Origin of the sequence: Aliiglaciecola sp. 2_MG-2023, from assembly GCF_030548145.1 — a bacterium.
GTDB classification, from domain to species: Bacteria; Pseudomonadota; Gammaproteobacteria; order Enterobacterales; family Alteromonadaceae; genus Aliiglaciecola; species Aliiglaciecola lipolytica_A.
In genome coordinates this window covers 1-20,940 of record NZ_JAUORY010000002.1, presented here as the reverse complement: position 1 = coordinate 20,940, position 20,940 = coordinate 1, and the positions used below count along the sequence as shown (strand labels likewise).

At 40.8% G+C, this 20,940-nt stretch carries 24 protein-coding genes and 1 riboswitch; of the genes, 10 read left to right on the top strand and 14 right to left on the bottom strand.

What is annotated here, in order from left to right; genetic code table 11:
* Positions 1 to 40 precede the first annotated feature (40 nt).
* Positions 41 to 191: riboswitch (cobalamin riboswitch) on the top strand.
* Positions 192 to 317: 126 nt separating this feature from the next.
* From Q4567_RS02025 to Q4567_RS02015, 3 genes are read left to right on the top strand one after another with little or no spacing between them, the layout of a single operon-like run.
* Entirely contained in the window at positions 318 to 1,157 is an 840-nt protein-coding gene (locus Q4567_RS02025; RefSeq protein ID WP_303499166.1) for an ABC transporter ATP-binding protein, read from the top strand.
* The gene (locus Q4567_RS02020; protein ID WP_303499165.1) at positions 1,150 to 2,178 is read left to right on the top strand and encodes an iron ABC transporter permease; all 1,029 of its coding nucleotides are present in this window, start codon (positions 1,150 to 1,152) and stop codon (positions 2,176 to 2,178) included. The genes Q4567_RS02025 and Q4567_RS02020 overlap by 8 nt, the downstream gene beginning before the upstream one ends.
* Before the next feature lie 2 nt (positions 2,179 to 2,180).
* The gene (locus Q4567_RS02015; protein ID WP_303499163.1) at positions 2,181 to 3,089 is read left to right on the top strand and encodes a cobalamin-binding protein; all 909 of its coding nucleotides are present in this window, start codon (positions 2,181 to 2,183) and stop codon (positions 3,087 to 3,089) included.
* A 67-nt stretch (positions 3,090 to 3,156) separates the two neighbouring features.
* Here Q4567_RS02015 and Q4567_RS02010 read toward each other — a convergent pair whose 3' ends face one another.
* Together Q4567_RS02010 and Q4567_RS02005 are read right to left on the bottom strand one after the other, a co-directional pair.
* Positions 3,157 to 3,480, bottom strand: a complete 324-nt coding sequence (locus tag Q4567_RS02010) for a BolA family transcriptional regulator (protein ID WP_216048962.1) — start codon at positions 3,478 to 3,480, stop codon at positions 3,157 to 3,159.
* 140 nt (positions 3,481 to 3,620) lie between these two features.
* Complete coding sequence (locus Q4567_RS02005) at positions 3,621 to 4,241, bottom strand: alpha-ketoglutarate-dependent dioxygenase AlkB (protein WP_303499162.1); 621 nt, start codon at positions 4,239 to 4,241, stop codon at positions 3,621 to 3,623.
* Positions 4,242 to 4,265: 24 nt separating this feature from the next.
* On the opposite strand from Q4567_RS02005, the gene Q4567_RS02000 reads away from it, so the two are divergent.
* Together Q4567_RS02000 and Q4567_RS01995 are read left to right on the top strand one after the other, a co-directional pair.
* Entirely contained in the window at positions 4,266 to 5,405 is a 1,140-nt protein-coding gene (locus Q4567_RS02000) for a methyltransferase (protein ID WP_303499161.1), read from the top strand.
* A gap of 12 nt (positions 5,406 to 5,417) precedes the next feature.
* Positions 5,418 to 6,017 (top strand): peptidylprolyl isomerase, encoded by a 600-nt coding sequence (locus tag Q4567_RS01995; protein WP_216048964.1) that lies wholly within the window; start codon positions 5,418 to 5,420, stop codon positions 6,015 to 6,017.
* Positions 6,018 to 6,040: 23 nt separating this feature from the next.
* Here Q4567_RS01995 and Q4567_RS01990 read toward each other — a convergent pair whose 3' ends face one another.
* The 4 genes from Q4567_RS01990 to efp all read right to left on the bottom strand — a co-directional run bounded on the left by Q4567_RS01990 (position 6,041) and on the right by efp (position 9,469).
* Complete coding sequence (locus tag Q4567_RS01990; RefSeq protein ID WP_216048965.1) at positions 6,041 to 6,559, bottom strand: GNAT family N-acetyltransferase; 519 nt, start codon at positions 6,557 to 6,559, stop codon at positions 6,041 to 6,043.
* Positions 6,556 to 7,695 carry a GGDEF domain-containing protein gene (locus Q4567_RS01985; RefSeq protein WP_303499159.1) on the bottom strand — a complete coding sequence of 380 codons (1,140 nt, stop codon included), beginning with the start codon at positions 7,693 to 7,695 and terminating at the stop codon, positions 6,556 to 6,558. The genes Q4567_RS01990 and Q4567_RS01985 overlap by 4 nt, the downstream gene beginning before the upstream one ends.
* Positions 7,696 to 7,869: 174 nt before the next feature.
* Positions 7,870 to 8,847 (bottom strand): elongation factor P--(R)-beta-lysine ligase, encoded by a 978-nt coding sequence (gene epmA, locus Q4567_RS01980; protein ID WP_216048967.1) that lies wholly within the window; start codon positions 8,845 to 8,847, stop codon positions 7,870 to 7,872.
* 52 nt (positions 8,848 to 8,899) lie between these two features.
* Complete coding sequence (efp, locus tag Q4567_RS01975) at positions 8,900 to 9,469, bottom strand: elongation factor P (protein WP_216048968.1); 570 nt, start codon at positions 9,467 to 9,469, stop codon at positions 8,900 to 8,902.
* A 32-nt stretch (positions 9,470 to 9,501) separates the two neighbouring features.
* Between efp and epmB the strand changes: the two genes are divergently transcribed.
* Complete coding sequence (epmB, locus tag Q4567_RS01970; protein ID WP_303499156.1) at positions 9,502 to 10,527, top strand: EF-P beta-lysylation protein EpmB; 1,026 nt, start codon at positions 9,502 to 9,504, stop codon at positions 10,525 to 10,527.
* Here epmB and Q4567_RS01965 read toward each other — a convergent pair whose 3' ends face one another.
* Entirely contained in the window at positions 10,528 to 10,716 is a 189-nt protein-coding gene (locus tag Q4567_RS01965) for a hypothetical protein (protein WP_216048970.1), read from the bottom strand.
* Positions 10,717 to 10,839: 123 nt separating this feature from the next.
* On the opposite strand from Q4567_RS01965, the gene Q4567_RS01960 reads away from it, so the two are divergent.
* On the top strand, positions 10,840 to 11,169 hold the full coding sequence (locus Q4567_RS01960) for a hypothetical protein (protein WP_216048971.1): 330 nt from the start codon (positions 10,840 to 10,842) through the stop codon (positions 11,167 to 11,169).
* A 190-nt stretch (positions 11,170 to 11,359) separates the two neighbouring features.
* Positions 11,360 to 11,695, top strand: coding sequence for a hypothetical protein (locus Q4567_RS01955; RefSeq protein ID WP_216048972.1), 336 nt, complete (start codon positions 11,360 to 11,362; stop codon positions 11,693 to 11,695).
* Here Q4567_RS01955 and Q4567_RS01950 read toward each other — a convergent pair.
* The 7 genes from Q4567_RS01950 to nudF all read right to left on the bottom strand — a co-directional run bounded on the left by Q4567_RS01950 (position 11,690) and on the right by nudF (position 18,174).
* A complete protein-coding gene (locus Q4567_RS01950; protein WP_303499153.1) occupies positions 11,690 to 13,009 on the bottom strand; it encodes a hypothetical protein in 1,320 nt (439 codons plus the stop codon). The genes Q4567_RS01955 and Q4567_RS01950 overlap by 6 nt on opposite strands.
* Positions 13,010 to 13,137: 128 nt before the next feature.
* Positions 13,138 to 13,647 (bottom strand): Tfp pilus assembly protein FimT/FimU, encoded by a 510-nt coding sequence (locus tag Q4567_RS01945; RefSeq protein ID WP_216048974.1) that lies wholly within the window; start codon positions 13,645 to 13,647, stop codon positions 13,138 to 13,140.
* 47 nt (positions 13,648 to 13,694) lie between these two features.
* The gene (parE, locus tag Q4567_RS01940; RefSeq protein ID WP_216048975.1) at positions 13,695 to 15,584 is read right to left on the bottom strand and encodes a DNA topoisomerase IV subunit B; all 1,890 of its coding nucleotides are present in this window, start codon (positions 15,582 to 15,584) and stop codon (positions 13,695 to 13,697) included.
* Between the two features lie 178 nt (positions 15,585 to 15,762).
* Positions 15,763 to 16,338, bottom strand: a complete 576-nt coding sequence (locus Q4567_RS01935; protein WP_303499150.1) for a YqiA/YcfP family alpha/beta fold hydrolase — start codon at positions 16,336 to 16,338, stop codon at positions 15,763 to 15,765.
* Positions 16,339 to 17,094 carry a metallophosphoesterase gene (locus Q4567_RS01930; RefSeq protein ID WP_303499149.1) on the bottom strand — a complete coding sequence of 252 codons (756 nt, stop codon included), beginning with the start codon at positions 17,092 to 17,094 and terminating at the stop codon, positions 16,339 to 16,341. It lies immediately after the preceding gene.
* Positions 17,095 to 17,105: 11 nt separating this feature from the next.
* Positions 17,106 to 17,552, bottom strand: a complete 447-nt coding sequence (locus tag Q4567_RS01925; RefSeq protein WP_216048978.1) for a DUF1249 domain-containing protein — start codon at positions 17,550 to 17,552, stop codon at positions 17,106 to 17,108.
* Positions 17,539 to 18,174: an ADP-ribose diphosphatase gene (gene nudF, locus Q4567_RS01920; RefSeq protein WP_303499148.1), complete on the bottom strand. Its 636-nt coding sequence runs from the start codon at positions 18,172 to 18,174 to the stop codon at positions 17,539 to 17,541. Before nudF ends, Q4567_RS01925 begins: the two co-directional genes overlap by 14 nt.
* 356 nt (positions 18,175 to 18,530) lie before the next feature.
* Between nudF and tolC the strand changes: the two genes are divergently transcribed.
* Complete coding sequence (tolC, locus tag Q4567_RS01915) at positions 18,531 to 19,868, top strand: outer membrane channel protein TolC (protein WP_216048980.1); 1,338 nt, start codon at positions 18,531 to 18,533, stop codon at positions 19,866 to 19,868.
* A gap of 125 nt (positions 19,869 to 19,993) precedes the next feature.
* Positions 19,994 to 20,836 carry an ion transporter gene (locus Q4567_RS01910; protein WP_216048981.1) on the top strand — a complete coding sequence of 281 codons (843 nt, stop codon included), beginning with the start codon at positions 19,994 to 19,996 and terminating at the stop codon, positions 20,834 to 20,836.
* The last annotated feature ends 104 nt before the right edge of the window (positions 20,837 to 20,940 follow it).

Genomic DNA, 20,940 nt, shown 5'->3' with positions numbered 1-20,940 from the left:
TTGCTATATTTTGGCTATATAATAGATTCGGTTTTTCACTCCAAGTTACGCACAGGGTAGTTTTATTTCCTGCGCTTCAGTGAAAACAAAATGGGAATTTGGTGTAAATCCAAAACTGTACCCGCAACTGTAATTAATTGGCATTCTTGCCGATTGAGAGTCAGATACCAGCCGCATCTTTACTTATACCTTTTTTCTAGCGTGCGGGAATACACGATCGACTTGCATAATCATTTCGTTGCGATTTCCCTAAATACCAATAATTTTAAACATCGAATAGGTTGTTACATCGCTTAACATCCCTTCGATAAAACAAAATGGGAAAGACTGTCACACCAATGCTCAAACTGAATAAGCTCAATTACTATATTGCTGATACGCAAATATTATCTGATATTGGGTTTCAGGTAGAAGAGGGAGCGCTAATTGCTGTGGTAGGGCCAAACGGTGCGGGTAAAACCACATTACTAAAATTAATTTCTGGTCAATATCCTTCTGAGCAACAGGTATTTTGGCACTCAAAAGCGCTCGAAAACCTTTCCGCAATTACCCGAGCTAAACAAATAGCAGTAGTGAATCAATTCAATGCGAGTGTTTTCAATCTAAACCTTGAACAAATAGTTAGTATGGGCTTACTTCCTCATCAATCTATATTTTCCAAGGTATCCTCAGAACAAAAAGCAAGGGTTACTGAAGCAATCGCACAGGTTGGTTTAAGGGAGAAAAGTCATCAACTATTTAGTTCGTTGTCGGGGGGAGAACAACAGCGAGGGCAAATTGCCAGAGCGTTAGTTCAAGGTGCGGGACTGTTTGTGTTAGATGAGCCGATAAACCACTTAGATGTGTATTATGAACATCAAATATTATCCTTATTGCGCAAAATAGCGAAACAAAACAAAGTCACTATAGTCATGAGCCTGCACGACTTAAATCACGCGGCCGATTACTGTGACAAAATCGCGCTTTTAGCTCAAGGTCAGTTATTAGCCTTTGGCTATCCTAAAGATGTGTTGACCCAACAGCGATTGCAGCAGGTTTTCAAAACCCCCTGTCAAATTATTGAAAAGCCAGGTGCGAATAAAATAAGAATCGAGTTTTATCCTCCTGATATTGATTTTGACGATTATGAGAAGAATAGAGGCTCAGTCGATGTCTAAGAGTAAATGGGGGATTCTTACCAGCCTCAGCTTACTGAGTATTTTCTGTGGATTGTTTTTTGGCGCAGCAGACCTTGATGTGCTCACCGTATTTCAATGTGTGCTAAATAATTGCCCAGCTAAGGTTGATGACGTTATATTTTGGCAAGTTCGACTACCTCGCGTGCTTGTTGGTTTTTTAGTTGGAGCAGGTTTAGCTGTCGCCGGGGCAACATTACAAAATGTCTATCGCAATCCATTGGCGGATCCCTATTTATTCGGAGTGGTTTCAGGAGCGGGGTTAGGAGCAAGTATTGCGACCCTACTATTCAATGGTAGCTTAGCTTCATACTCTTCAACTTTTGCTTTTCTAGCGCAAATCCCCTTTACTTATGCATTGCCTTTAGCTGCCTTTTTAGGGGCCTTTCTAGCTGTCACTATTGTTCAGATACTATCCCGTAAATTATTTGGAAATCGCACCGAGCATCTACTCTTAGCCGGTGTGGCCGTTTCGTTTATGCTAAGCGCTTTAAGTCATTTTTTATTATTCATGGCTGAGCCCTTTGCTGCCAATAAAGTCATTTTTTGGTTACTCGGAAGTTTAGCCAATGCACAAATGTGGTTCGTGTGGATTATGCTCCCCATCGTCACTATTAGTGTTGTTTTATTGTGGCTTTTCGGTCGTCACATAGACGCAATGTTGTTAGGTGATGAAAATGCGCAAACATTAGGAATTAAAGTAGACTCATTGCGTCTAATGGTTTTAGTCATTTGCGCAGCACTCACCTCATGCATAGTGGCCTATTGCGGCGGAATTGGTTTTGTTGGATTAATGATCCCGCATATTGTCCGAGGTTGGTTTGGGGTAACTAGCCGAAATTTAATAATTGGCTGTGTACTAGTTGGCGGTAGTTTTTTAATTTGGGTCGATGTTGTCGCCAGAGTGATAGTCGACAACCAAGAAATCCCCATTGGGATTATCACCTCCGCAATTGGCAGCCTATTTTTCTTATTTGCCCTACAAAAAAACCGAGGACGTTAAAGTTGCCTTTTCAAATCATCAAAGTCAGGTTTATTTATGGGCTCTTTGCCTTAGCCTGCGCCCTACTCTCTACTTCGATTTGTTTAGCGTCGCAAGGTACTGAGCAGTCATTACAAACGGATAAACAAAATTTAAAAATAATAGCCTTGGCACCACATATTGTAGAGCTGCTATTTGACATAGGTGCTGGCAAGCAAATAATAGCTACTGGTTCATATGCCGACTATCCAGAGCAAGCTAAAACACTGCCCAGAGTGGGAGATCATAGTCGTTTGCAAATCGAAAAAATATTGAAGTTGAAAGCCGATATCGTGATTGCTTGGAGAAGTGGAAACCCACTGGAAGATTTAGCCAGACTAGAACAGTTTGGCATTCCCGTTATTTATTCTGACCCCAAACAATTAGAAGATGTCGCTAAAGAACTCCTCATGTTTGGCGAAGTGACGGGTAGACAAACGGTAGCCCGGTTGCGAGCCGACACCTATGTAACGGGCTTGAAAAAATTGCGCGAGCAATATGCCAATCAAATTCCAATTTCAGTCTTTTTCGAAATATGGTCAGCGCCACTACAAACCATTGCGGGAAATGGATGGCCACAGCAACACTTAAATATTTGCGGCGCACAAAACATCTTTGCTGATTTATCGAATGACTACCCTTCCGTGTCGCTAGAGCAAGTAATTAGTAAAATGCCGCAGGTTATTATTCAACCTAAAGCAAATAAACAATTAGCAAGTAGACTTTATGATTGGCAGAAATTCGATTTTTTGCCGGCGGTAAAAAACGATTTTGTATTTCGCCCTGATGCAGACAGGCTATATCGAATGACGACACGAGTATTGGATGAAGTTCAGGTTATCTGTGAGCAGATTCAACTGGCTAGGAGATACTATCAACAGCAGCAAAGCTGAAGTAATCTATAATTTTAGAAAATGGAGCGCTCCTATAATTAAGAGACACTCCTTAAGTTATCTCAGATTAAGATGCCGCTTGTTTCGAGCCGCCTAAACAATTAGGTGAATCTGGGGAGTTACCGTACAAACTCTGCCACTCTTCACCAGTGTAAGTATGTAACGCCAAAGCGTGTATTTGCTCCGCAAGCTCTTCTTTGAGGACTGCGTTTACCGCTCTGTGGCGATTAATTAAACGCTTACCAGCAAATTCAGGCGTGACCAAAACCACTTTAAAGTGGGTTTCAGCGCCATTAGGTACATTGTGCATAAAGCTTTCGTTGATAACCTCCAAATGTGCTGGATTGAAATGCGACAGCAACTTCTTTTCAATATTATTTTGGATATTCATGATGTGGTCCCTCTGTGTGTCTAACTATAAATTTAGCCTGTTCGGGAAAAATTAAAAAACTATTTTTTCATGTTTTCGACTAAGTGATTGAGTCTGATAGATATAATTTCCGGTCGATGACTCGGCTATTCTTATAACGACTAAATTTGTTGAAATATCTTGCGAAATGTCAGATTTATGCGTCCTGCCATTAATTGACTGCGTTTAGGAAGGCTATGTTGCCAAAATTGTTGGGTATTTCCAGCCATTATTAACAAACTGCCATTGTGCAGTGGTAATCTCACTTTCTGACCGCTTTGCATATGTTTAAAATCGAAATCACGGGTTTGACCTAAAGTTAATGAGGCAATAATCGGTTGTCTACCTAGTTCTATTTCGTTATCGGCATGCCAACCCATGCTGTCTTGCCCGTTGCGATACCAATTTGCCAAAACAGAATTGAAATGGGTTTCACAAACTTGCTCTAAAGTCTTTTTAAGCTGTTGCAACTCGCTGATCCAAGGATTAGGTTGCATACTCAAACCTGAATACTGATAAGTAGCCTCTTGATCTCCGTACCATGCCTGTAAACGCGGAATCGCCACCGTTCGTCCATAGATTTGAATTGAATCTTGTTGCCAAGCTAATTTAGTCTGTAATTTCTGATACAATTCAGTGGCAGTGTCCTGCTCCAAAAAATCTGCCTGATAATGCACATCTGCATCTTTCATCGGCATTTGAGTAAGGCCTGCTTGGTGGGATGAAAATAAATCCTGTTGCATATAACTCACGTGAATCCTGCTGAAATGAACACTAGCTTTAACTTTTTAGGAAAGTCCCTGCAATTATACCGCTATCCAAAGCGATTTACTCACCCTAGTTGGCAAGCATGGGATGCCGCAGACGAATTGATCCTCGATCATATTCAACAAAACCAAGACAATATCGATCAAACCAATATTGTTATCCTGAATGATGATTTTGGCGCGCTAAGCTGCTGGTTGCACGACGCCAACATTCACCATGTGAGTGATTCTCTAGTTTCCCAGATGGCATGTAAACAAAATATTAGTCTAAATAACTTAGACAATACCCAGATCACCTATATTGATAGTTTAGCGCAAATGCCGCAACAGCCAGACTGGGTAATCATCAAAATACCCAAAACGCTAGCGCTGCTAGAACATCAGTTAATTCAGTTACAAAGCGTGGTTTCAGCAAAAACTAAAATAGTGGCTGCAGCTAAAGCTAAGATGATACAAAAATCGACCTTATCACTGTTTGAAAAGTACCTCGGAAAAACTCATACATCCTTAGCTAAGAAAAAGGCTCGCTTAGTCTTTTGTGAACCTAATCTTGGATTACAGCAAAAGCCGTCACCCTATCCTACTGTTTGGAAAATGGACCAAGAACCTTTTACCATTAACAATCATGCAAATGTGTTTGCTCGTCAACAAATTGATATTGGCGCTCGTTTATTAATTGATAATTTACCGGATTGTACAGCTAAAACCGTAGTTGATTTGGGTTGTGGAAACGGCGTTTTAGGCTTATGCATATTAAGACGATATGACAATGCAGAAGTCATTTTTATAGATGAATCATACATGGCTGTCGCATCAGCTAAACTCAATGTGCAAAATAACTTGCCGACACAGATGCACCGAGCACGTTTTATCGTTAGCAACTGCCTTGAACAATTGGAAAATCAAACACAAATTGATATGGTAATTTGTAATCCACCGTTTCATCAACTGAATACCATCACTGATCACATTGCGACCCAAATGTTTGAAGATGCGCACTTAAAACTCAAAAAGGGTGGTGAGTTACGGATAATCGGCAATAGGCATTTAGAATATCCGCAAAAATTAAAGCGCTTATTTGGTGGCTATAATGTTATTTCAAGTGACAAAAAATTTAGTATTTTATCTTCGTTGAAGTAGAGAGTAATTATCATGAAAAACTGTTTGTTAACGCTGACATTCATCTTAGTCACGTTTTTATCCCACGCAAAACCCAAAGACGATGGTTCACAAATTCAACCTGATAATTATTACCCAAGAGTGATGATGCATACGACCATGGGCGACTTTGTCGTTGAGCTTGATAGATCTAGAGCCCCCATCACAGTGAACAATTTTTTACGCTACGTGGATAAGCGCAGCTTTGAAGGGACTATCTTTCACAGGGTCATCGCCGACTTTGTTGTGCAAGGTGGAGGTTATGATAAAGACTTCAAAGATTTGTCCAAGTTTCCGGATATTTACAACGAAGCTGGAAACGGTCTAAAAAATCAAACCTATACCATAGCTATGGCGCGTTCGAATGATCCCCACTCGGCAAATCGTCAATTTTATTTTAATCTCAGTGACAATGAGAGCTTAGATCCTGGTAGGAAGTGGGGGTATGCCGTATTTGGTTATGTCACTGAAGGCACAGATATTTTAGATGCTATTTCTCAGGTAGAAACCCAATATGACGCCATTATAGGTTGGGCCGATGTACCAATAGAACCGGTAATATTAAACAAAGTGACAATTTTACCACCACTGTAGTTATTCAAATTTAGAGTTAAGCGCTATTTTGAATAGGTAAACAGCATAGTGTCTTCTGCTTGGTGTTGAACGATCTTGGTGTACTTAAAACCCAAGCGTTCAATTAGATTGATTGACTGTGTATTTTCTGCTGAAATCATAGCGTGCACGGTTTTTAAGCCTAAACGTTTACAATCGGCTTGTAATACACCGTTACAAGCTTCTAGTGTCAAGCCTCTGCGCCTAAACGCGGGCAAAATTGCATAGCCAATGTCAGGGTGGTCTAGGAAGGGTCTTTTTAACATACCGCAAATTCCCATAGGCCGGTTTTTTCGATTATCACAGAATACGTACAAACCGTAGCCATTTTGCTGATAAGACACAAAAGGGCCATTTTCAATGAATTCGCGGGCATCGGCTTGATTGTGAATGTTGCGGTCACCGATGTGCCGAATCCAATCTGGGTCATTCACTAATTCTAAAATAAAGAAAGCTTCTGCTAAAGTGACTTTGCGTATATTTAAACGTTCTGTCTGCGCAACTAGGGTACCTTTACAATTCATAAATTGGTCATTTCATTGGTTTGCGAGAAAACACTACGGACTTTATTTTTGCCGGCTTTTTTAGCTAAATATAGTGCTTTGTCGGCTTTTTCTAGCAAGGCGACAACACTCTCCCCCTGCATAGCTGTGAGACCAACACTGATTGAAATATTACATTCTAATATTTGGCTATTTATCGACCGCACTTCGTTTCGCATTCTATCTGCAATTTGCAACGCATTGTTTGGGTTAGTTTCTATCAAGATAACCAAAAATTCGTCGCCGCCCATTCTTCCTACATAATCAACATCACGGACGTGTTTTTTGATGCTTCTTGAGATATCTATAAGTATCTGGTCACCAAAAACATGACCAAACCCATCATTAATTTGTTTGAAGTTATCCACGTCAATCATTAACAGAGACAACGGATGATCAAAACGTTCACTTCTGGCCATTTCCCTTTTTAGCGCACTATCAATAGCTCTGCGATTAAGCAGTTTAGTCAGATGATCCTGTTGAGTAAGGGTGCGTAATTGCCGGTTTGTACTGCTTAATTTAGAAATCTCTTCAAAGCTTTTCAATCTACTTTTTTCAATTAAATGAGCCACTGCAAAACACACTAGCGTACTGCTAAAACCGAGACTTATATCGAACCAAATATCACGGCTTAGACTATTTACAAGCAATCCGATAATAAGCCCTAGAAAGGCAAAACCGAGAATGCTCAACAAATAACTTAGGTGCCCTTGCAGCGAAAAGCACAGTAGCATCATGATAACAATAAAAGGCGCTATGCCATGTCCATCATTGACACTCAGTAGCGACCAGAAAACACCTACACTGGCAAAAAACACAGTAAACAGAATTTCAATGGCGTTGACAAATGATGACAACCTAGGGAGTGCTTTTAACTTGCGTAACATCAAAACATTACACGCTGCGAAAACAAAAGAAACCATATATAACAGGGTATATGGCATGTTGGCGGCAAAGAGCATATCACCACCAAGGCGAAGGTGATTTAATAATTGAATACCGAAAACCACTGATGCCAAACAAGAAAAGTAAATGGCATACTGAATGTTATTGGAATTACTGTGAACCAAATAATCTGCCAGAAAAGCAGGTTTTGGTTTGGGAAAAAGTCGTGACATCAATCCACTCGTAAAATCGAAACCTATGTGTACTTCATTTTATTGGAGAACAAACAAAGCAATACTTGTTAGTGCGTCGATTAAAAATCCATCACTTCTAGTTTAACAAAAATTGGATGGCATACCACGTATTTTGTCGATCCAAACCACTAAATATAAGTTCAGATTCCTGAATCAGGCGTTATTAATGGAAAAACTCATTACCTGTTCAATATTATTGAGCTCACACGCAAGCATAATTAGCCTATCAACTCCCAGCGCGACGCCTGAACAATCAGGTAAACCACTTTCCATAGCAGCCATAAAGTGCGGGTCTAAAGAAATCTTTCCTAATCCATTTTGTATACGAGCTTGATTGTCCCGTTCAAATCGTGTTTGTTGCTCCTTCACATCGGCCAGTTCATGGTACCCATTGGCAAGTTCTAATCCTTTGAAATAAATTTCAAAACGCTCAGCAACTCGTGGATCATCTTTATTCAACCGCGCTAATGCAGCTTGTGATGCGGGAAACTGGGTTAATGCCACAGGTCTTAAACATCCAATTTTAGGCTCGACAACTTGGCTACAAAGCAGTTGCAACAACACATCTTTCGAATTCTCTACTTGGGCGATATTAGCAAAGCCAAAATATTCTGCTTTGCGTTTTAACTCCGCTAAACTGCAGGTCAAGGGATCGATATCACAGTATGTAAGAAACGCCTGCTGATAGCTTAACCTGTCAAGTGGTTCTGTTTTGAGTACGAGTTGTAATAGCGCATCGACTTCGTCGATTAACTGCAAATGGTTAAAACCCACTCGATACCACTCTAACATGGTAAATTCTGGATTATGCTGCTTGCCAGCCTCTTCATTGCGGAAAGATTTACACAATTGAAAGATACAGCCGCTACCTGCACACAAAAGTCGTTTCATGGCAAATTCTGGGGATGTCTGCAAAAATAAATTTGCGGGTTCTGGGTTCAGAGGGCTATTGAATTGAGTGTTAAATGCGTGCAAATGTATATCAGTGACACCGGCGTGGGCTAACGCAGGCGTTTCCACCTCTAATACATTACGTTGTGCAAAAAATTGGCGGATCTGAGCGTTAATCTCAGCCCGTTTTTTCAAAGTTTGAATAGACGCGGTTGGTCGCCAGTTAACTGATGAATTCATAAAAACCAGATAAATTGCGAGCCCAATTGAGATTGGGCTCTAGAAAGGTAGACTACTTTTGAGCCCGTGAAACGTATTCACCGCTGCGAGTGTCAACTTTTATCACTTCGCCAGTTTGTACAAACAAAGGTACCCTAACTACTGCACCGGTGACCAAAGTGGCTGGTTTACCACCTGTACCTGCAGTATCACCTTTCAAACCAGGATCAGTTTCTGTGATCTCTAGTTCAACGAAGTTTGGAGGCGTAACAACAATTGGGCTACCATTCCACAAGGTGATTGTGCAATTGTCGTTCTCGACTAGCCATTTCACATTTTCACCAACTGCTTTTTCGTCAGCGGCAATCTGTTCGAAAGTTTCGTTGTTCATAAAATGATAGAATTCGCCATCGTTATACAAATACGTAAGTTCCGTGTCCATTACGTCTGCACCTTCGACGCTATCACCGGATCTGAATGTTTTTTCTAACACTTTACCGGAAATAAGTTTACGAATTTTAACGCGGTTAAAGGCCTGACCTTTACCTGGTTTAACATATTCGTTCTCAAGAACGTTGCAAGGTTCGCCGTCGAGCATTATCTTTAAGCCCGCTTTGAATTCATTTGTGCTGTAATTAGCCATAAATCCTCTAAATTAATCGATTGAGTACTCGTTTGGCGCTGATAATACCTAAAAAATCCATCTCTGTAGAGAGTAACTGGCAAAAAGAACTGGCAACTAGTTTTAATGATCCGCAAAAACTGCTGGAATATCTTGATATTCCAGTGGAAAAACAGATCGAAAATATTAAGGCTAGATCACTTTTTCCCATGCGTGTCCCACGACACTTTGCTCGTTTAATGAGCAAAGGAGATCCCCAAGATCCGTTGTTTAAGCAGGTCTTCCCATTATATGAGGAATTCCTTGAAGACCCCAGATACACTGTGGATCCGTTGCAAGAGCAAGAAACCCCACAGCAAGGGATACTACACAAATATCAAACCAGAGCTCTGCTGATGGTGCGTGGTGGCTGTGCAGTCAATTGTCGTTATTGTTTTCGCCGGCATTTTCCATATCAGCAAAATAGTTTAAATAAACAAGGATGGTTGGAAGCCTTGGATTATATTGCGCAAGATTCAAAATTAAATGAAATTATATACTCCGGTGGTGATCCGTTAATGGCTAAAGATGACTTTTTGGCTTGGCTTACCAATCAAATTGAACAAATTCCCCATATTACACGACTAAGATTACACACACGTTTACCCGTGGTGATTCCCAATAGAATAGACTCTCAATTGACCAGTTGGATTTCACAGTCTCGTTTAAAAGTAATTATGGTACTGCATGTTAACCATGCTAATGAAATAGACTCAAATTTGATTGCAAAATTAAATTTACTCCGGGAAAAACAGGTAACACTGTTGAATCAATCCGTTTTGCTCGCAGGGGTGAATGACACTGCGGAGAGTCAAATAGGGTTAAGTGAACGCCTATTTGAAGCAGGGGTGATGCCCTATTATCTGCACATGCTAGATAAAGTAAAAGGTGCTTCGCATTTTGATGTGAGCGAAAATCAGGCAAGGGAAATCATGGCTGAAATGATAAAGCGCTTGCCAGGATTTCTTGTCCCAAAACTCGTTAGAGAAATTGGCGGACAACCTGGCAAGACACCTCTAGACTTACATCTTCATCCTTAATTAGGCGAATGTATTTACGTTCGACCCAAGTGCAGGATTTGAAGAAACTTTTGGTACGTCAGCCGCTGATTCCAACAACTGAAGCGTCGCCTGGCCTTGTGTCTCTTGATTTGATTTCGCGAGTTGCAAGGCTTTTGTTTCAAGGGACGCACCGGTAGTTCCAGATGTATTTACACCCTGAAGTTCCATACCAATTACCTCATTGCTTGTAGCAATTTAAAAAAAACAGGCAAAATTACCCGTCCACGGTCGTTATCGGCCCACAAAAAACTTCCTTGAGTATTTTTTTTCACTTTATTGAGATCATTTTTCATGTCCGCACAATCGAACAGTACACTTCGCCCGTTATTTGAAAAATTAACCGAAAATATGCAGCTCATTTATCGTAAGTCGATAGATGCAGATGAAGCATTATCTAAATTGCAACAATCTGGAAAAGGCAAGTTTAATCATATCTTTGCTGAAGATGCCGGCTTTGCAGTTCAAAGCAAACGTTTCATGCCCTACGTTAAAGAACTCGCCGCTGAGGTAGCCAGCTTGGAAACCGCGGATCAAGCGCAATTTGAAAGTTCGCTGCCTGAGATTGTCAAAAAAATGGAATTATTATTGAGCACCTTGAGCCAATTAAAAACCACCTTGTAAGTGCTGGTTGTTCCCATAGCTTAATAATCACCGAGCCCCCTATCAAAATGGCGTAACTGATAACCAACAAGATAGGTTGTTTTTTGAGCATATTAGACCATAATAAATAAAGGGATCTCTCACCAATAAAAAGCAAATTAAATAAACTGAGCATAAATGTTTTGCATGTTTAATATTTGGAGGTATGAGTATGGAAATTACAGCAGGTAACAGCCTGAATAATCTATCTAAATCTCTTTCTAGTGCTGCTAACGGTAGAGAGTCTAGTGTGAATGCATTTGGCATTGGGAATGCCAACAAACCTGAAGTTGAACTGTCAGCTCAGGCTCGGATTTTACAACAAAACGAGCAAACACAAAATGAACGAAACCAAAGTGCCCAAATGAACAGTCAAAGTAACCAAACCGAGGCACTTTCTGGTACTGAATTTATTCGCGTTTCCAGTAGCGTTGGTTCAGCTGCTCGCAATAATCTGACTACCGAAAAAGCCACAGAAGTCTACCGCTCTATTCAAGATCTTCTATAGCAGGTTATTACTGTCACTTTCTTTGATAGTAAGATCTTGGTACAGGGGAAGATTTTCGATCTGCCGGTTAATACTGCGCACAACCTCCTTGTATTCCTCACTTTCGACATTGCCATATTGCCGGCTGAAAACGTCCTTACTCAATCCCTCGGGTAAGTTATCAATGATAGGGAAGAACTGATCTTCACTTTGGACTTGTGCCAAAGCATCTTGCAATGCTTCCGCATATTGGGGATCTATCGCCATAACTGCCAACTTAATACCGGCCAAATCAGCGGCTAAATCAGCGAAGCTAAAACCTGATCCCCCTTCAGCCCTATCCATCAACTCCTTAAATTCGCCCACAGCATTGCTTATCCCCTGTTGGGTTAAAATTTTGATTGCTGCGGAAATAACAAAATGTTGAGTTAAATCACTACGCCCTCTTAAAAGGGGCCGATAATAAGGCATAACCACTTTGTTTTGATATGGTTGCACGTCACCAATAAAATTGGCCATGCGGTGATGACCTACATAAATCGCTAGGGCTAGTAAAGCCGATTCATTTTCTAGTACCGCTGACGACTTAGCCGTTCTAACCTTTACTTTTTTGAATAAGGGATTGATGTAATCTGCTAATGGTAACCCTGCTGGATGTTGAGAAAAACTCAATCCGTCTAAATACGTCAAATAATAGCTAACTCTTTGTTTAAGTTCCTCATCACCGCTGCCTGACAGACCGTTTTTAATTTCATTTAAACTAACCAAAAACTCATGAATAGGAATTAGCCTAACGTTTAGTTCATCAGCAGAAACAGTCACTTCAGAGACTTGATTTAACGCCAAGTCTCCCAAATCACTTTTGGTCCAGCGGTTGATAATAAACGTCATCATCGAAATAGCCCAGTCCCCTGAAATGGGTAAATCACCTAAATGTACATTAGCCACTTTAATGCCCTGAGCTGGGACTAACTCACCTTCGAAATTAACATAAGCTGTTAGCCAGTTGATGGGAATTTTATAGCTAAATTTAACGCCTAGCTTTTGTTTACTTGTGTCTATTTGCCCTGAGAACTCCGGAACAGCGCGTTGTAAAAAGCCTACAATACTGTTCATTTGCGCTTTGGAAATAACAATGGTTTGGGGAATGTAGCGCTTACGAGTGACTTGTCGTGCTTGAGAAAGCAGTAAATTTATGGTGTCTGCATCATCCACTTGTACAGATGCGTTAGCAACGACAATGGGCTTTGATTCAACAATTAACACCGTTAAAATAATTAAGCATGCAACTAAAGTTAGCAATAGTACTTTGCATAATTTAATGATTTTTGACATAAGGTGACATCCAAACAACTTGCAACACCGAGCTGATAAAATTCATACTTGTTTTACCGATTTACTTAATTTATGTGATGGGAAACCAACTCTGTATTCTGCTTGAAGCCTGAACTATAAGTCACTTTTTAACAGTCTATGTCGACGACTTCTATAGTACAGTCAGGCTCTGCAAAAGAATCATAGATCACGTAGCAACCTTGGTCAGTAGGAACACCTGAACTAGGTACAGCGTAACCTATTAATGCGTATTGATTAGTGGTTCGCGTTTCTAAATCTTCGTCTGATGAAATATCCATGAATTCGAAGAAATCCACAGAATCGCCTAATTCAGATTCGGCTTCCGGGCAAAGATTCCCAAAGTAGAGTTCAGTCTCCGCAAAGCCAAAATCAACAATCAGCTCTGATTGACCATCACCAGGATTCACTGTAGACGTTTCAAGCCCTTGGATTCTGGCTTTATTTTGCACTAAACGAACGGTGGTACGCATATTTCCAGCAATACCATTTAGCACCGAAATCTTTGCATCACTTGAAATTCCGACGAATTTTGGTGCAGCAAACACCGTTAGGATACCTAATATCACAATAACTAAAATCAACTCTATCAGCGTAAAACCACGTTGAACTAAATTCACACATTCACCTGTCTATTTGTCACTTTTATGTAGCTAATTATGATTACTTAAACCTCAGCCATATTGCCTTTAGATTCCAACCATACCTTCCGATCTGGCGCGCGCTTTTTGGAAAGCAACATATCCATTAGCTCCATCATTTGACCAGCATCGCCTTCAGTAAGTTGGACTAAACGACGAGTATTGGGGTCCATTGTTGTTTCTCTAAGTTGCATAGGGTTCATTTCACCCAGCCCCTTAAATCGTTGCACATTAACCTTACCGCGTTTCTTTTCAGCCTCGATACGGTCCAATATCCCCTGCTTCTCACCTTCATCGAGGGCGTAATAAACTTCTTTACCCACATCTATTCTAAACAACGGCGGCATGGCAACATATACGTGCCCGCGATTAACTAGCGTTCTAAAGTGACGCACAAATAAAGCGCACAGTAGTGTTGCAATATGCAATCCATCGGAGTCTGCGTCGGCAAGTATGCAAATTTTGCCGTAACGTAGCCCACTTAAATCTTCTGAGTCTGGATCTATGCCTAAAGCAACCGAAATGTCGTGGATCTCTTGGGATGCCAGCACTTGTGAAGAATCAACTTCCCAGCTATTCAGTATTTTCCCGCGCAGCGGCATGATAGCTTGGAAAACCCGATCTCGAGCCTGCTTAGCTGAACCACCAGCGGAATCACCTTCCACTAAAAACAATTCTGAGCGCTCAATATCTTGGTTGGTACAGTCGGTTAACTTACCCGGTAACGCTGGCCCTTGAGTGACCTTTTTACGAGCGACCTTTTTACTTTGACGTAAACGACGTTGGGCATTGTTAATACACATATCAGCCAGCAATTCTGCCACGTCAGTATGTTGATTCAGCCACAAACTAAAGGCATCTTTAACCACCCCTGAAACAAAGGCTGCGGCTTGCCGAGAGGACAATCGCTCTTTAGTTTGTCCAGCAAATTGCGGGTCCTGCATTTTTGTTGACAAGATATACGCACATCTATCCCAGATATCTTCTGGTGATAATTTCACACCACGAGGCAATAAGTTTCGGTATTCACAAAACTCTCGCATGGATTCAAGCAGCCCCTGTCGCAGTCCGTTTACGTGAGTACCTCCTTGCGCTGTTGGAATCAGGTTCACGTAACTTTCAGTCACTAACTCGCCACCTTCTGGCAACCACATCACCGCCCAATCTGCGGCTTCATGATTACCTGCCAGTTTACCTACGAAAGGTGCATCTTCAGGTAATGAGATATATTCACTGACTGACTGGTATAAATAGTCCCGTAAGCCGTCCTCATAATGCCATTCATGGCTTTCTTTACTGATTTTATTGTCGAACTTAATTTTAAGGCCTGGACATAAAACCGCTTTGGCACGCAAAATATGCAATAACTTGGTAACTGAAAATTTAGCGGAATCAAAATACACTGGATCAGGCCAGAACTTTAGGCCAGTTCCCGTATTACGTTTACCACAGGTATCCACTATTTTGAGATCTTCGACCTTTTCGCCATTTTCGAACGCCATGCTGTAAACATTACCGTCTCGTCGAATCACTACCTCTACACGGGTAGATAATGCGTTCACAACCGATATTCCCACACCATGCAAACCACCAGAGAACTGATAGTTCTTGTTGGAAAATTTGCCACCGGCATGCAATTTAGTCATGATCAGCTCGACACCTGAAATCCCTTCTTCAGGGTGAATATCCACCGGCATACCACGACCATCATCAACCACTTCCACTGATTGGTCTTCAAACAAAGTGACTTTGATATTACTGGCGAATCCAGCCAAGGCCTCATCGACACTGTTATCGATAACTTCCTGACTAAGGTGGTTAGGGCGAGTGGTGTCCGTATACATCCCCGGACGACGTTTAACTGGATCTAATCCGTTAAGGACTTCAATTGCATCAGAATTATATTGGTTTGACATGCTTTTTATTCGATTTTTGTTGCCAAAAGGAGGTGATTGGTCACACCTGTACTGCTACTGATGTTACCAACTCAAGATGCACTGAGCAATCAACATATTGTGTTTTTCTTTAGGCAAAAATAACATTCAATTTTTCCTCCCAATAAGACAAAGAAAGACTAGGGGCAGATGAATTAAGTTATGTCAGCAAAAATTCAAATATTTCTGGCAAATGATCGCCGTAGTTTTGGAAACTATGATCGCCTCCCTGTTCAATGGTCAGGCGACTATTCGCATATTTTTGTTCTGCTTGACGATAATCTAAGGTTTCATCATTAGTTTGCAATAGTGCCCAATACGCCTGCGGATCCTTTAATTCAGTTGTGTTTAAATCAACAAGCTGCTGAATATGCGGTTCTTGTAAGGTAAATTCTTGAGCAGTGTAGGGATTGATATGAGTGCCTAAAAATCCTTTCAATAACTCAAAGGGACGCACCGCAGGATTGATCAGCACGGCTTTGCCACCAAACATTTCAACCAAATGAGTGGACATAAACCCGCCCATAGAACTGCCAATAAAACCTAGCTTTTTACCTTCATATTTGCGTGCCAAGGCTTCCAACATTTGAGCTGCATCTAGCGGATAGTTGGGTACTTGCGGTACTTCCATTGTCAATTCTGGATGGTGTTGACGCACATAAGCTAGAGTTTGTTGAGCTTTAACAGATTGCGGCGAACTCATAAAACCGTGAATATAAATTAGTACATTTTCCATTTAACCTAATTGCTCCTGTTGCAAGCGGATAGTTTGGTTATCGATAGTCCCATCGTTATGCAATTGATAAACCTTGAAACCCGGCATTTCCTCGCTTAGTGCAAAATCAGCCATATTCGCAAATTGCCAACAAGTAGACGGACTAGATTGAAAACAACAGCCATGCAGATTTTGTTGTATATCATTATGAATGTGTCCGTATGCGACTAACTTCACTTGCGGCAGTTGCTTTATTTGATGAACAAATTGGTGACGGTTGAGCCATTCATGTTTATCCATCCAACCACCACACTCAATCGGGTGATGGTGACAAACAATCATATGAAAATCGTCAGGATGATTCTGCAACTTATTTATCAAACTTTGTAAATCAGCAGCACCAACCTGTCCCAAAGTCCCTTGATGACGAGTGTCTACACCATGAATAAACCAGTTGTCTTGTCGCCAAGGTTGCCCCTTTGCTAAATCAAATTGGCCTAACAGGCTATCAAATAAACCAGTTTGATCGTGGTTACCAGCAATAACTTTTAGGTTGTGGGATAGGTTAAACTGTTCCATCAAATCCAAAAAGTGCAGGTAACTTTGCTCGCTATCGTCACCTGAAATGTCACCGGTTACTATTATCCCGTCGGGATTGAGTTGCTCAACCCGTAACAACAATAACTTGAGGGTTTGGTAGGGATTAATATTATTGTAGCCAGATTTGTTTTTGTCTTTAAACAAATGGCAATCACTTAGTTGGACTATCTTTGCCATGATAATTTACGCTAAATCTCTGAAGAGCCTATTGATTCAGCGTGACGCAAACAAAACGATAACCATTCAGCAAGAAATCGGTTGGTCATTTCTTTTTCGTTGGGCTGGTGCATATTAGTATTGGGGTAGGCATAGCTGGGTTTGAGTGAGCCAATGTGTTGCGCACTGAGTACTTCCGCTACGTTGGCGTCATGATATAGCCGAATCTGCATCACTGGACGTAAAAAAGCAGGCACGCCATCCGCCAACTGGGCTAACTCAACAGTACTGGTATAACGACTACTATCAATAATTTTTACGCGATAATACAAACCATCGTTAATTTCAAAAGTATAACTTAGTGTCACAGTGTCACAGTCAGGTAACAAACGCAGCAAACGCGCATAATTAGCCTCACACACCGCCAGCAATGACGGTAAGTTTGGAACATATTTGCGTTGTCGACTAAGTGTTTTCATGCCAAGTATTACGTACTTTTTGTTCGTTAATAAGAAACCATTGTAACGCGATAAGCGTAGCAGCGTTATCGATTTTCCCTTCGTTTAGCCAATCAATTGCTTCTAACTTAGTCGCGCGACGTACCAAAATATCTTCACTTTCATGATCGAGTCCGTGTACACCATGGGCAGTTGACGCGTCCACTTCACCTACATAAATATGAATCCGCTCTGTGGTCCCACCGGGGCTTGAAAGGTAACTCAATGCTTTGTGTAGACGTTTTATGGTAACACCCGCTTCTTCGAAAGCTTCACGACGACATACCTCTTCGATGGCTTCATCTTTCTCAATCATGCCAGCAACAATCTCAATCAACCACGGCGATTCACTAGTGGCATAAGCCCCAATACGAAATTGTTCGATAAAAACAAATTCATCTAGAATTGGGTCAAACAATAAGACAGCAACGGCATGTCCTCGCTCTAACACTTCACGCTTAACTGAACTACTCCACCCGCCATCAAATAAACGATGGCTAAATTGATAATCGATCAGTTTGAAAAAGCCACTATAAAGTGGTGCAGTTTTAGTTAGTTTTACATCGTTTTTAGTAAACGTTGGAAAAGGCTTCAATTTATTCATCCCCAAATTTAATACAGATCTGCTAATTTATCAGTTCAATTACCTTGATATACAACCTATCCCATAGCCTAATAGCATTATTAATTTCGCTGCAGCTTTGCTTCCCAAGAAAGTACCGATATTTTGCACAAAACATTGGGGAAAATACGCGAGCTTGCTTAGCAAAGTACAAAAGCGAAGTAAAATGGCAACAGAGCATAGGTTCTAGCTAACATATTCTGTTACACTTCAAGGGATACTGTTACCACTTATCGATTTCGGTTAACGCTTGATTTACTTACACTTTGAATCGAAATAAAAATAATCGAATAAACTAGCATCATGCAATACACTACGGAACATAAATAGGAAAGCAAATGAAAAAATCAATTCTGTCTCTGCTTATTGGCTTTAGCGTGGCCACTCAAGCCTATGCAGATGATCTTTATCAGGTGTATCAACGCGCACTGGAACAAGATCCCACGATCAATAAAGCGAAAGCTGATCGCGACGCAGCCTTTGAAGGCATATCAATCAGTCGGGCGAACTTATTGCCTCAAGTTTCTGGTGTTATTAGCTATAGTAAAAGTTCTCAGGAATCACTTAATTATTCAAACGACAGTTCGTCGCCATCAATAATTACCACTGACACAACCAATTTGGGTTGGGATATCAACCTTTCGTTGTCGGTATATGACCATAAGAATTGGGTTGGTCTAAATCGAGCAGAAAAAATTGCTCAGCAAAGTGACACCACTTTTGCATTGGCCAAACAAGAGCTTATTGTTAGAACCACGATTGCCTATTTGGCGGTACTTCGTGCCAAAGATGGCTTAGAATTTGTGCAAGCAGAAAAGCGCGCGATTGAACGTCAGTTAGAACAAACTAAACAACGCTTTGAAGTAGGATTAACTGCAATTACTGATGTGCATGAAGCTCAAGCTAATTTCGATAATACGGTTGCACAAGAAATTGTGGCTGAAAATTTAGTTGAACTTAGATTAGAAGAATTGCGAGAAATCACTGGCAAGTATCACGATAACTTGTCGGTACTCAATACTGAAAGCTTTTCAGCTTCAAGACCCATTCCAGAGCGAGTAGATGGCTGGCTTTCCATCGCCGAAGAAAAGAATCTGGATTTAATGGTGAGTAAATTGGCAACTGAAATAGCCAAAGATGACATTAAACACGCTCGAGCTGGCCATTATCCAACAGTTAGCCTCACGGCCTCAATTGGCAGTGATGATACCGAAGTTCTTGGTATTGACTTACCGGCACGAGACAATGATTCGATAGGCCTAAGCTTAAATGTGCCTATTTACTCAGGTGGCAGTGTGAGCTCGCAAACGGCCCAAGCAAAATACAATTTCATTGCAGCCAGTGAAAATTTAGAGTTGACCCATCGTTCGACTGTTCGCTCTATTCGCAGTTCTTATAATGATGTAGTGGCAGCAACGTCAACGATTCGCGCTTTTGAACAAGCGGTTATTTCAGCACAAAGTGCGCTCCAAGCCACTGAAGCAGGATTTGACGTAGGTACGCGCACCATAGTTGATGTGCTTAACAGCACTCGTAACCTGTTTGATGCGCGTCGGAATCTTGCCAGCGCACGTTATGATTTCATCTCCGCAGTAATGACCTTGAAACGTTCTGCAGGTAACCTAACAGAACAAGACTTAGAAGATATTAACCGAGGGTTAAGACCCGCTTCTTAACCCCATTAACGTGCAAAAAATCCGTTACCGGCTTTGCCGCTAGCGGATTTTTTATGTTCACCTTGTCATGCTGTTTGATAATATATCGGCGCTTTGTTTAACTCTTTCTTTGGACTCCAACTGACATGAATGCGTCTGCAATAAAAGCTAAATTTATAAAGATTCGGTCTAACAAAATTTTCGAACTTGTGGTTATTTCGGTAATTATTTTTTCGGCCTTACTAGTTGGCGCGAAAACTTATGAAATGTCACCGACTCTAATATCGGTCACCACCTTTTTGGATTGGTTTATTACCTTTTTCTTTTTCGCTGAAATAACCATTCGTTTTTTTGCGGAACCTCGTAAACGAGACTTTTTTAAAAGTCTTTGGAATATATTTGACACCTTAATTGTATTGGTAAGTATTATTCCTGCAGACAACACCGACATGGCAATAATAGCCCGTTTGGTAAGGGTTTTTAGGGTGCTCAGAATGGTTTCTATTATTCCTGAACTGCGCCTACTGTTAACATCATTGGTCAAAGCCATGCCCCAACTCGGCTATGTCATGTTATTAATGTTTATAATCTTTTATATTTATGGAGCAATTGGAAGCACCTTATTTGAAGAAATTAACCCTGTGCTATGGGGTGATATTACAATTTCCATGTTAACTCTATTTAGGGTCATGACGTTTGAAGATTGGACTGACGTGATGTATGAAACCATGGAGGTTTATCCACTTAGCTGGATATTTTATTTAACCTTCATATTTTTAAGTGCCTTTGCTTTCCTAAACATGGTGATAGGTATTGTGGTTAATGTCATGGAACAGGAAAACCAAAAAGCACGAAATGATAAGATGTTGGAGTTAGGCGAACCGACAATTGCTGACTTATCCAAACAATTAAATGACATTCACGAGCAGATTCAACAACTTAATAAAAACAATCAACAAAAAATATCTGTAAAATCAGAAGGTAACTGAACATCACCAATCCGTTGTGTTGGCAAACAAACAATTAAATGACATTCACGAGCAGATTCAACAACTTAATAAAAACAATCAACAAAAAATATCTGTAAAATCAG

Excerpts from the sequence above, each read along its gene's own strand:
- Q4567_RS02025 (WP_303499166.1), top strand. The coding sequence starts at position 318 with ATGGGAAAGACTGTCACACCAATGCTCAAACTGAATAAGCTCAATTAC.
- Q4567_RS02020 (WP_303499165.1), top strand. The coding sequence starts at position 1,150 with ATGTCTAAGAGTAAATGGGGGATTCTTACCAGCCTCAGCTTACTGAGT.
- Q4567_RS02010 (WP_216048962.1), bottom strand. The coding sequence starts at position 3,480 with ATGAATATCCAAAATAATATTGAAAAGAAGTTGCTGTCGCATTTCAAT.
- Q4567_RS02005 (WP_303499162.1), bottom strand. The coding sequence starts at position 4,241 with ATGCAACAGGATTTATTTTCATCCCACCAAGCAGGCCTTACTCAAATG.
- Q4567_RS02000 (WP_303499161.1), top strand. The coding sequence starts at position 4,266 with ATGAACACTAGCTTTAACTTTTTAGGAAAGTCCCTGCAATTATACCGC.
- Q4567_RS01995 (WP_216048964.1), top strand. The coding sequence starts at position 5,418 with ATGAAAAACTGTTTGTTAACGCTGACATTCATCTTAGTCACGTTTTTA.
- Q4567_RS01990 (WP_216048965.1), bottom strand. The coding sequence starts at position 6,559 with ATGAATTGTAAAGGTACCCTAGTTGCGCAGACAGAACGTTTAAATATA.
- Q4567_RS01985 (WP_303499159.1), bottom strand. The coding sequence starts at position 7,695 with ATGTCACGACTTTTTCCCAAACCAAAACCTGCTTTTCTGGCAGATTAT.
- epmA (WP_216048967.1), bottom strand. The coding sequence starts at position 8,847 with ATGAATTCATCAGTTAACTGGCGACCAACCGCGTCTATTCAAACTTTG.
- efp (WP_216048968.1), bottom strand. The coding sequence starts at position 9,469 with ATGGCTAATTACAGCACAAATGAATTCAAAGCGGGCTTAAAGATAATG.
- Q4567_RS01965 (WP_216048970.1), bottom strand. The coding sequence starts at position 10,716 with ATGGAACTTCAGGGTGTAAATACATCTGGAACTACCGGTGCGTCCCTT.
- Q4567_RS01960 (WP_216048971.1), top strand. The coding sequence starts at position 10,840 with ATGTCCGCACAATCGAACAGTACACTTCGCCCGTTATTTGAAAAATTA.
- Q4567_RS01955 (WP_216048972.1), top strand. The coding sequence starts at position 11,360 with ATGGAAATTACAGCAGGTAACAGCCTGAATAATCTATCTAAATCTCTT.
- Q4567_RS01950 (WP_303499153.1), bottom strand. The coding sequence starts at position 13,009 with ATGTCAAAAATCATTAAATTATGCAAAGTACTATTGCTAACTTTAGTT.
- parE (WP_216048975.1), bottom strand. The coding sequence starts at position 15,584 with ATGTCAAACCAATATAATTCTGATGCAATTGAAGTCCTTAACGGATTA.
- Q4567_RS01935 (WP_303499150.1), bottom strand. The coding sequence starts at position 16,338 with ATGGAAAATGTACTAATTTATATTCACGGTTTTATGAGTTCGCCGCAA.
- Q4567_RS01930 (WP_303499149.1), bottom strand. The coding sequence starts at position 17,094 with ATGGCAAAGATAGTCCAACTAAGTGATTGCCATTTGTTTAAAGACAAA.
- Q4567_RS01925 (WP_216048978.1), bottom strand. The coding sequence starts at position 17,552 with ATGAAAACACTTAGTCGACAACGCAAATATGTTCCAAACTTACCGTCA.
- nudF (WP_303499148.1), bottom strand. The coding sequence starts at position 18,174 with ATGAATAAATTGAAGCCTTTTCCAACGTTTACTAAAAACGATGTAAAA.
- tolC (WP_216048980.1), top strand. The coding sequence starts at position 18,531 with ATGAAAAAATCAATTCTGTCTCTGCTTATTGGCTTTAGCGTGGCCACT.
- Q4567_RS01910 (WP_216048981.1), top strand. The coding sequence starts at position 19,994 with ATGAATGCGTCTGCAATAAAAGCTAAATTTATAAAGATTCGGTCTAAC.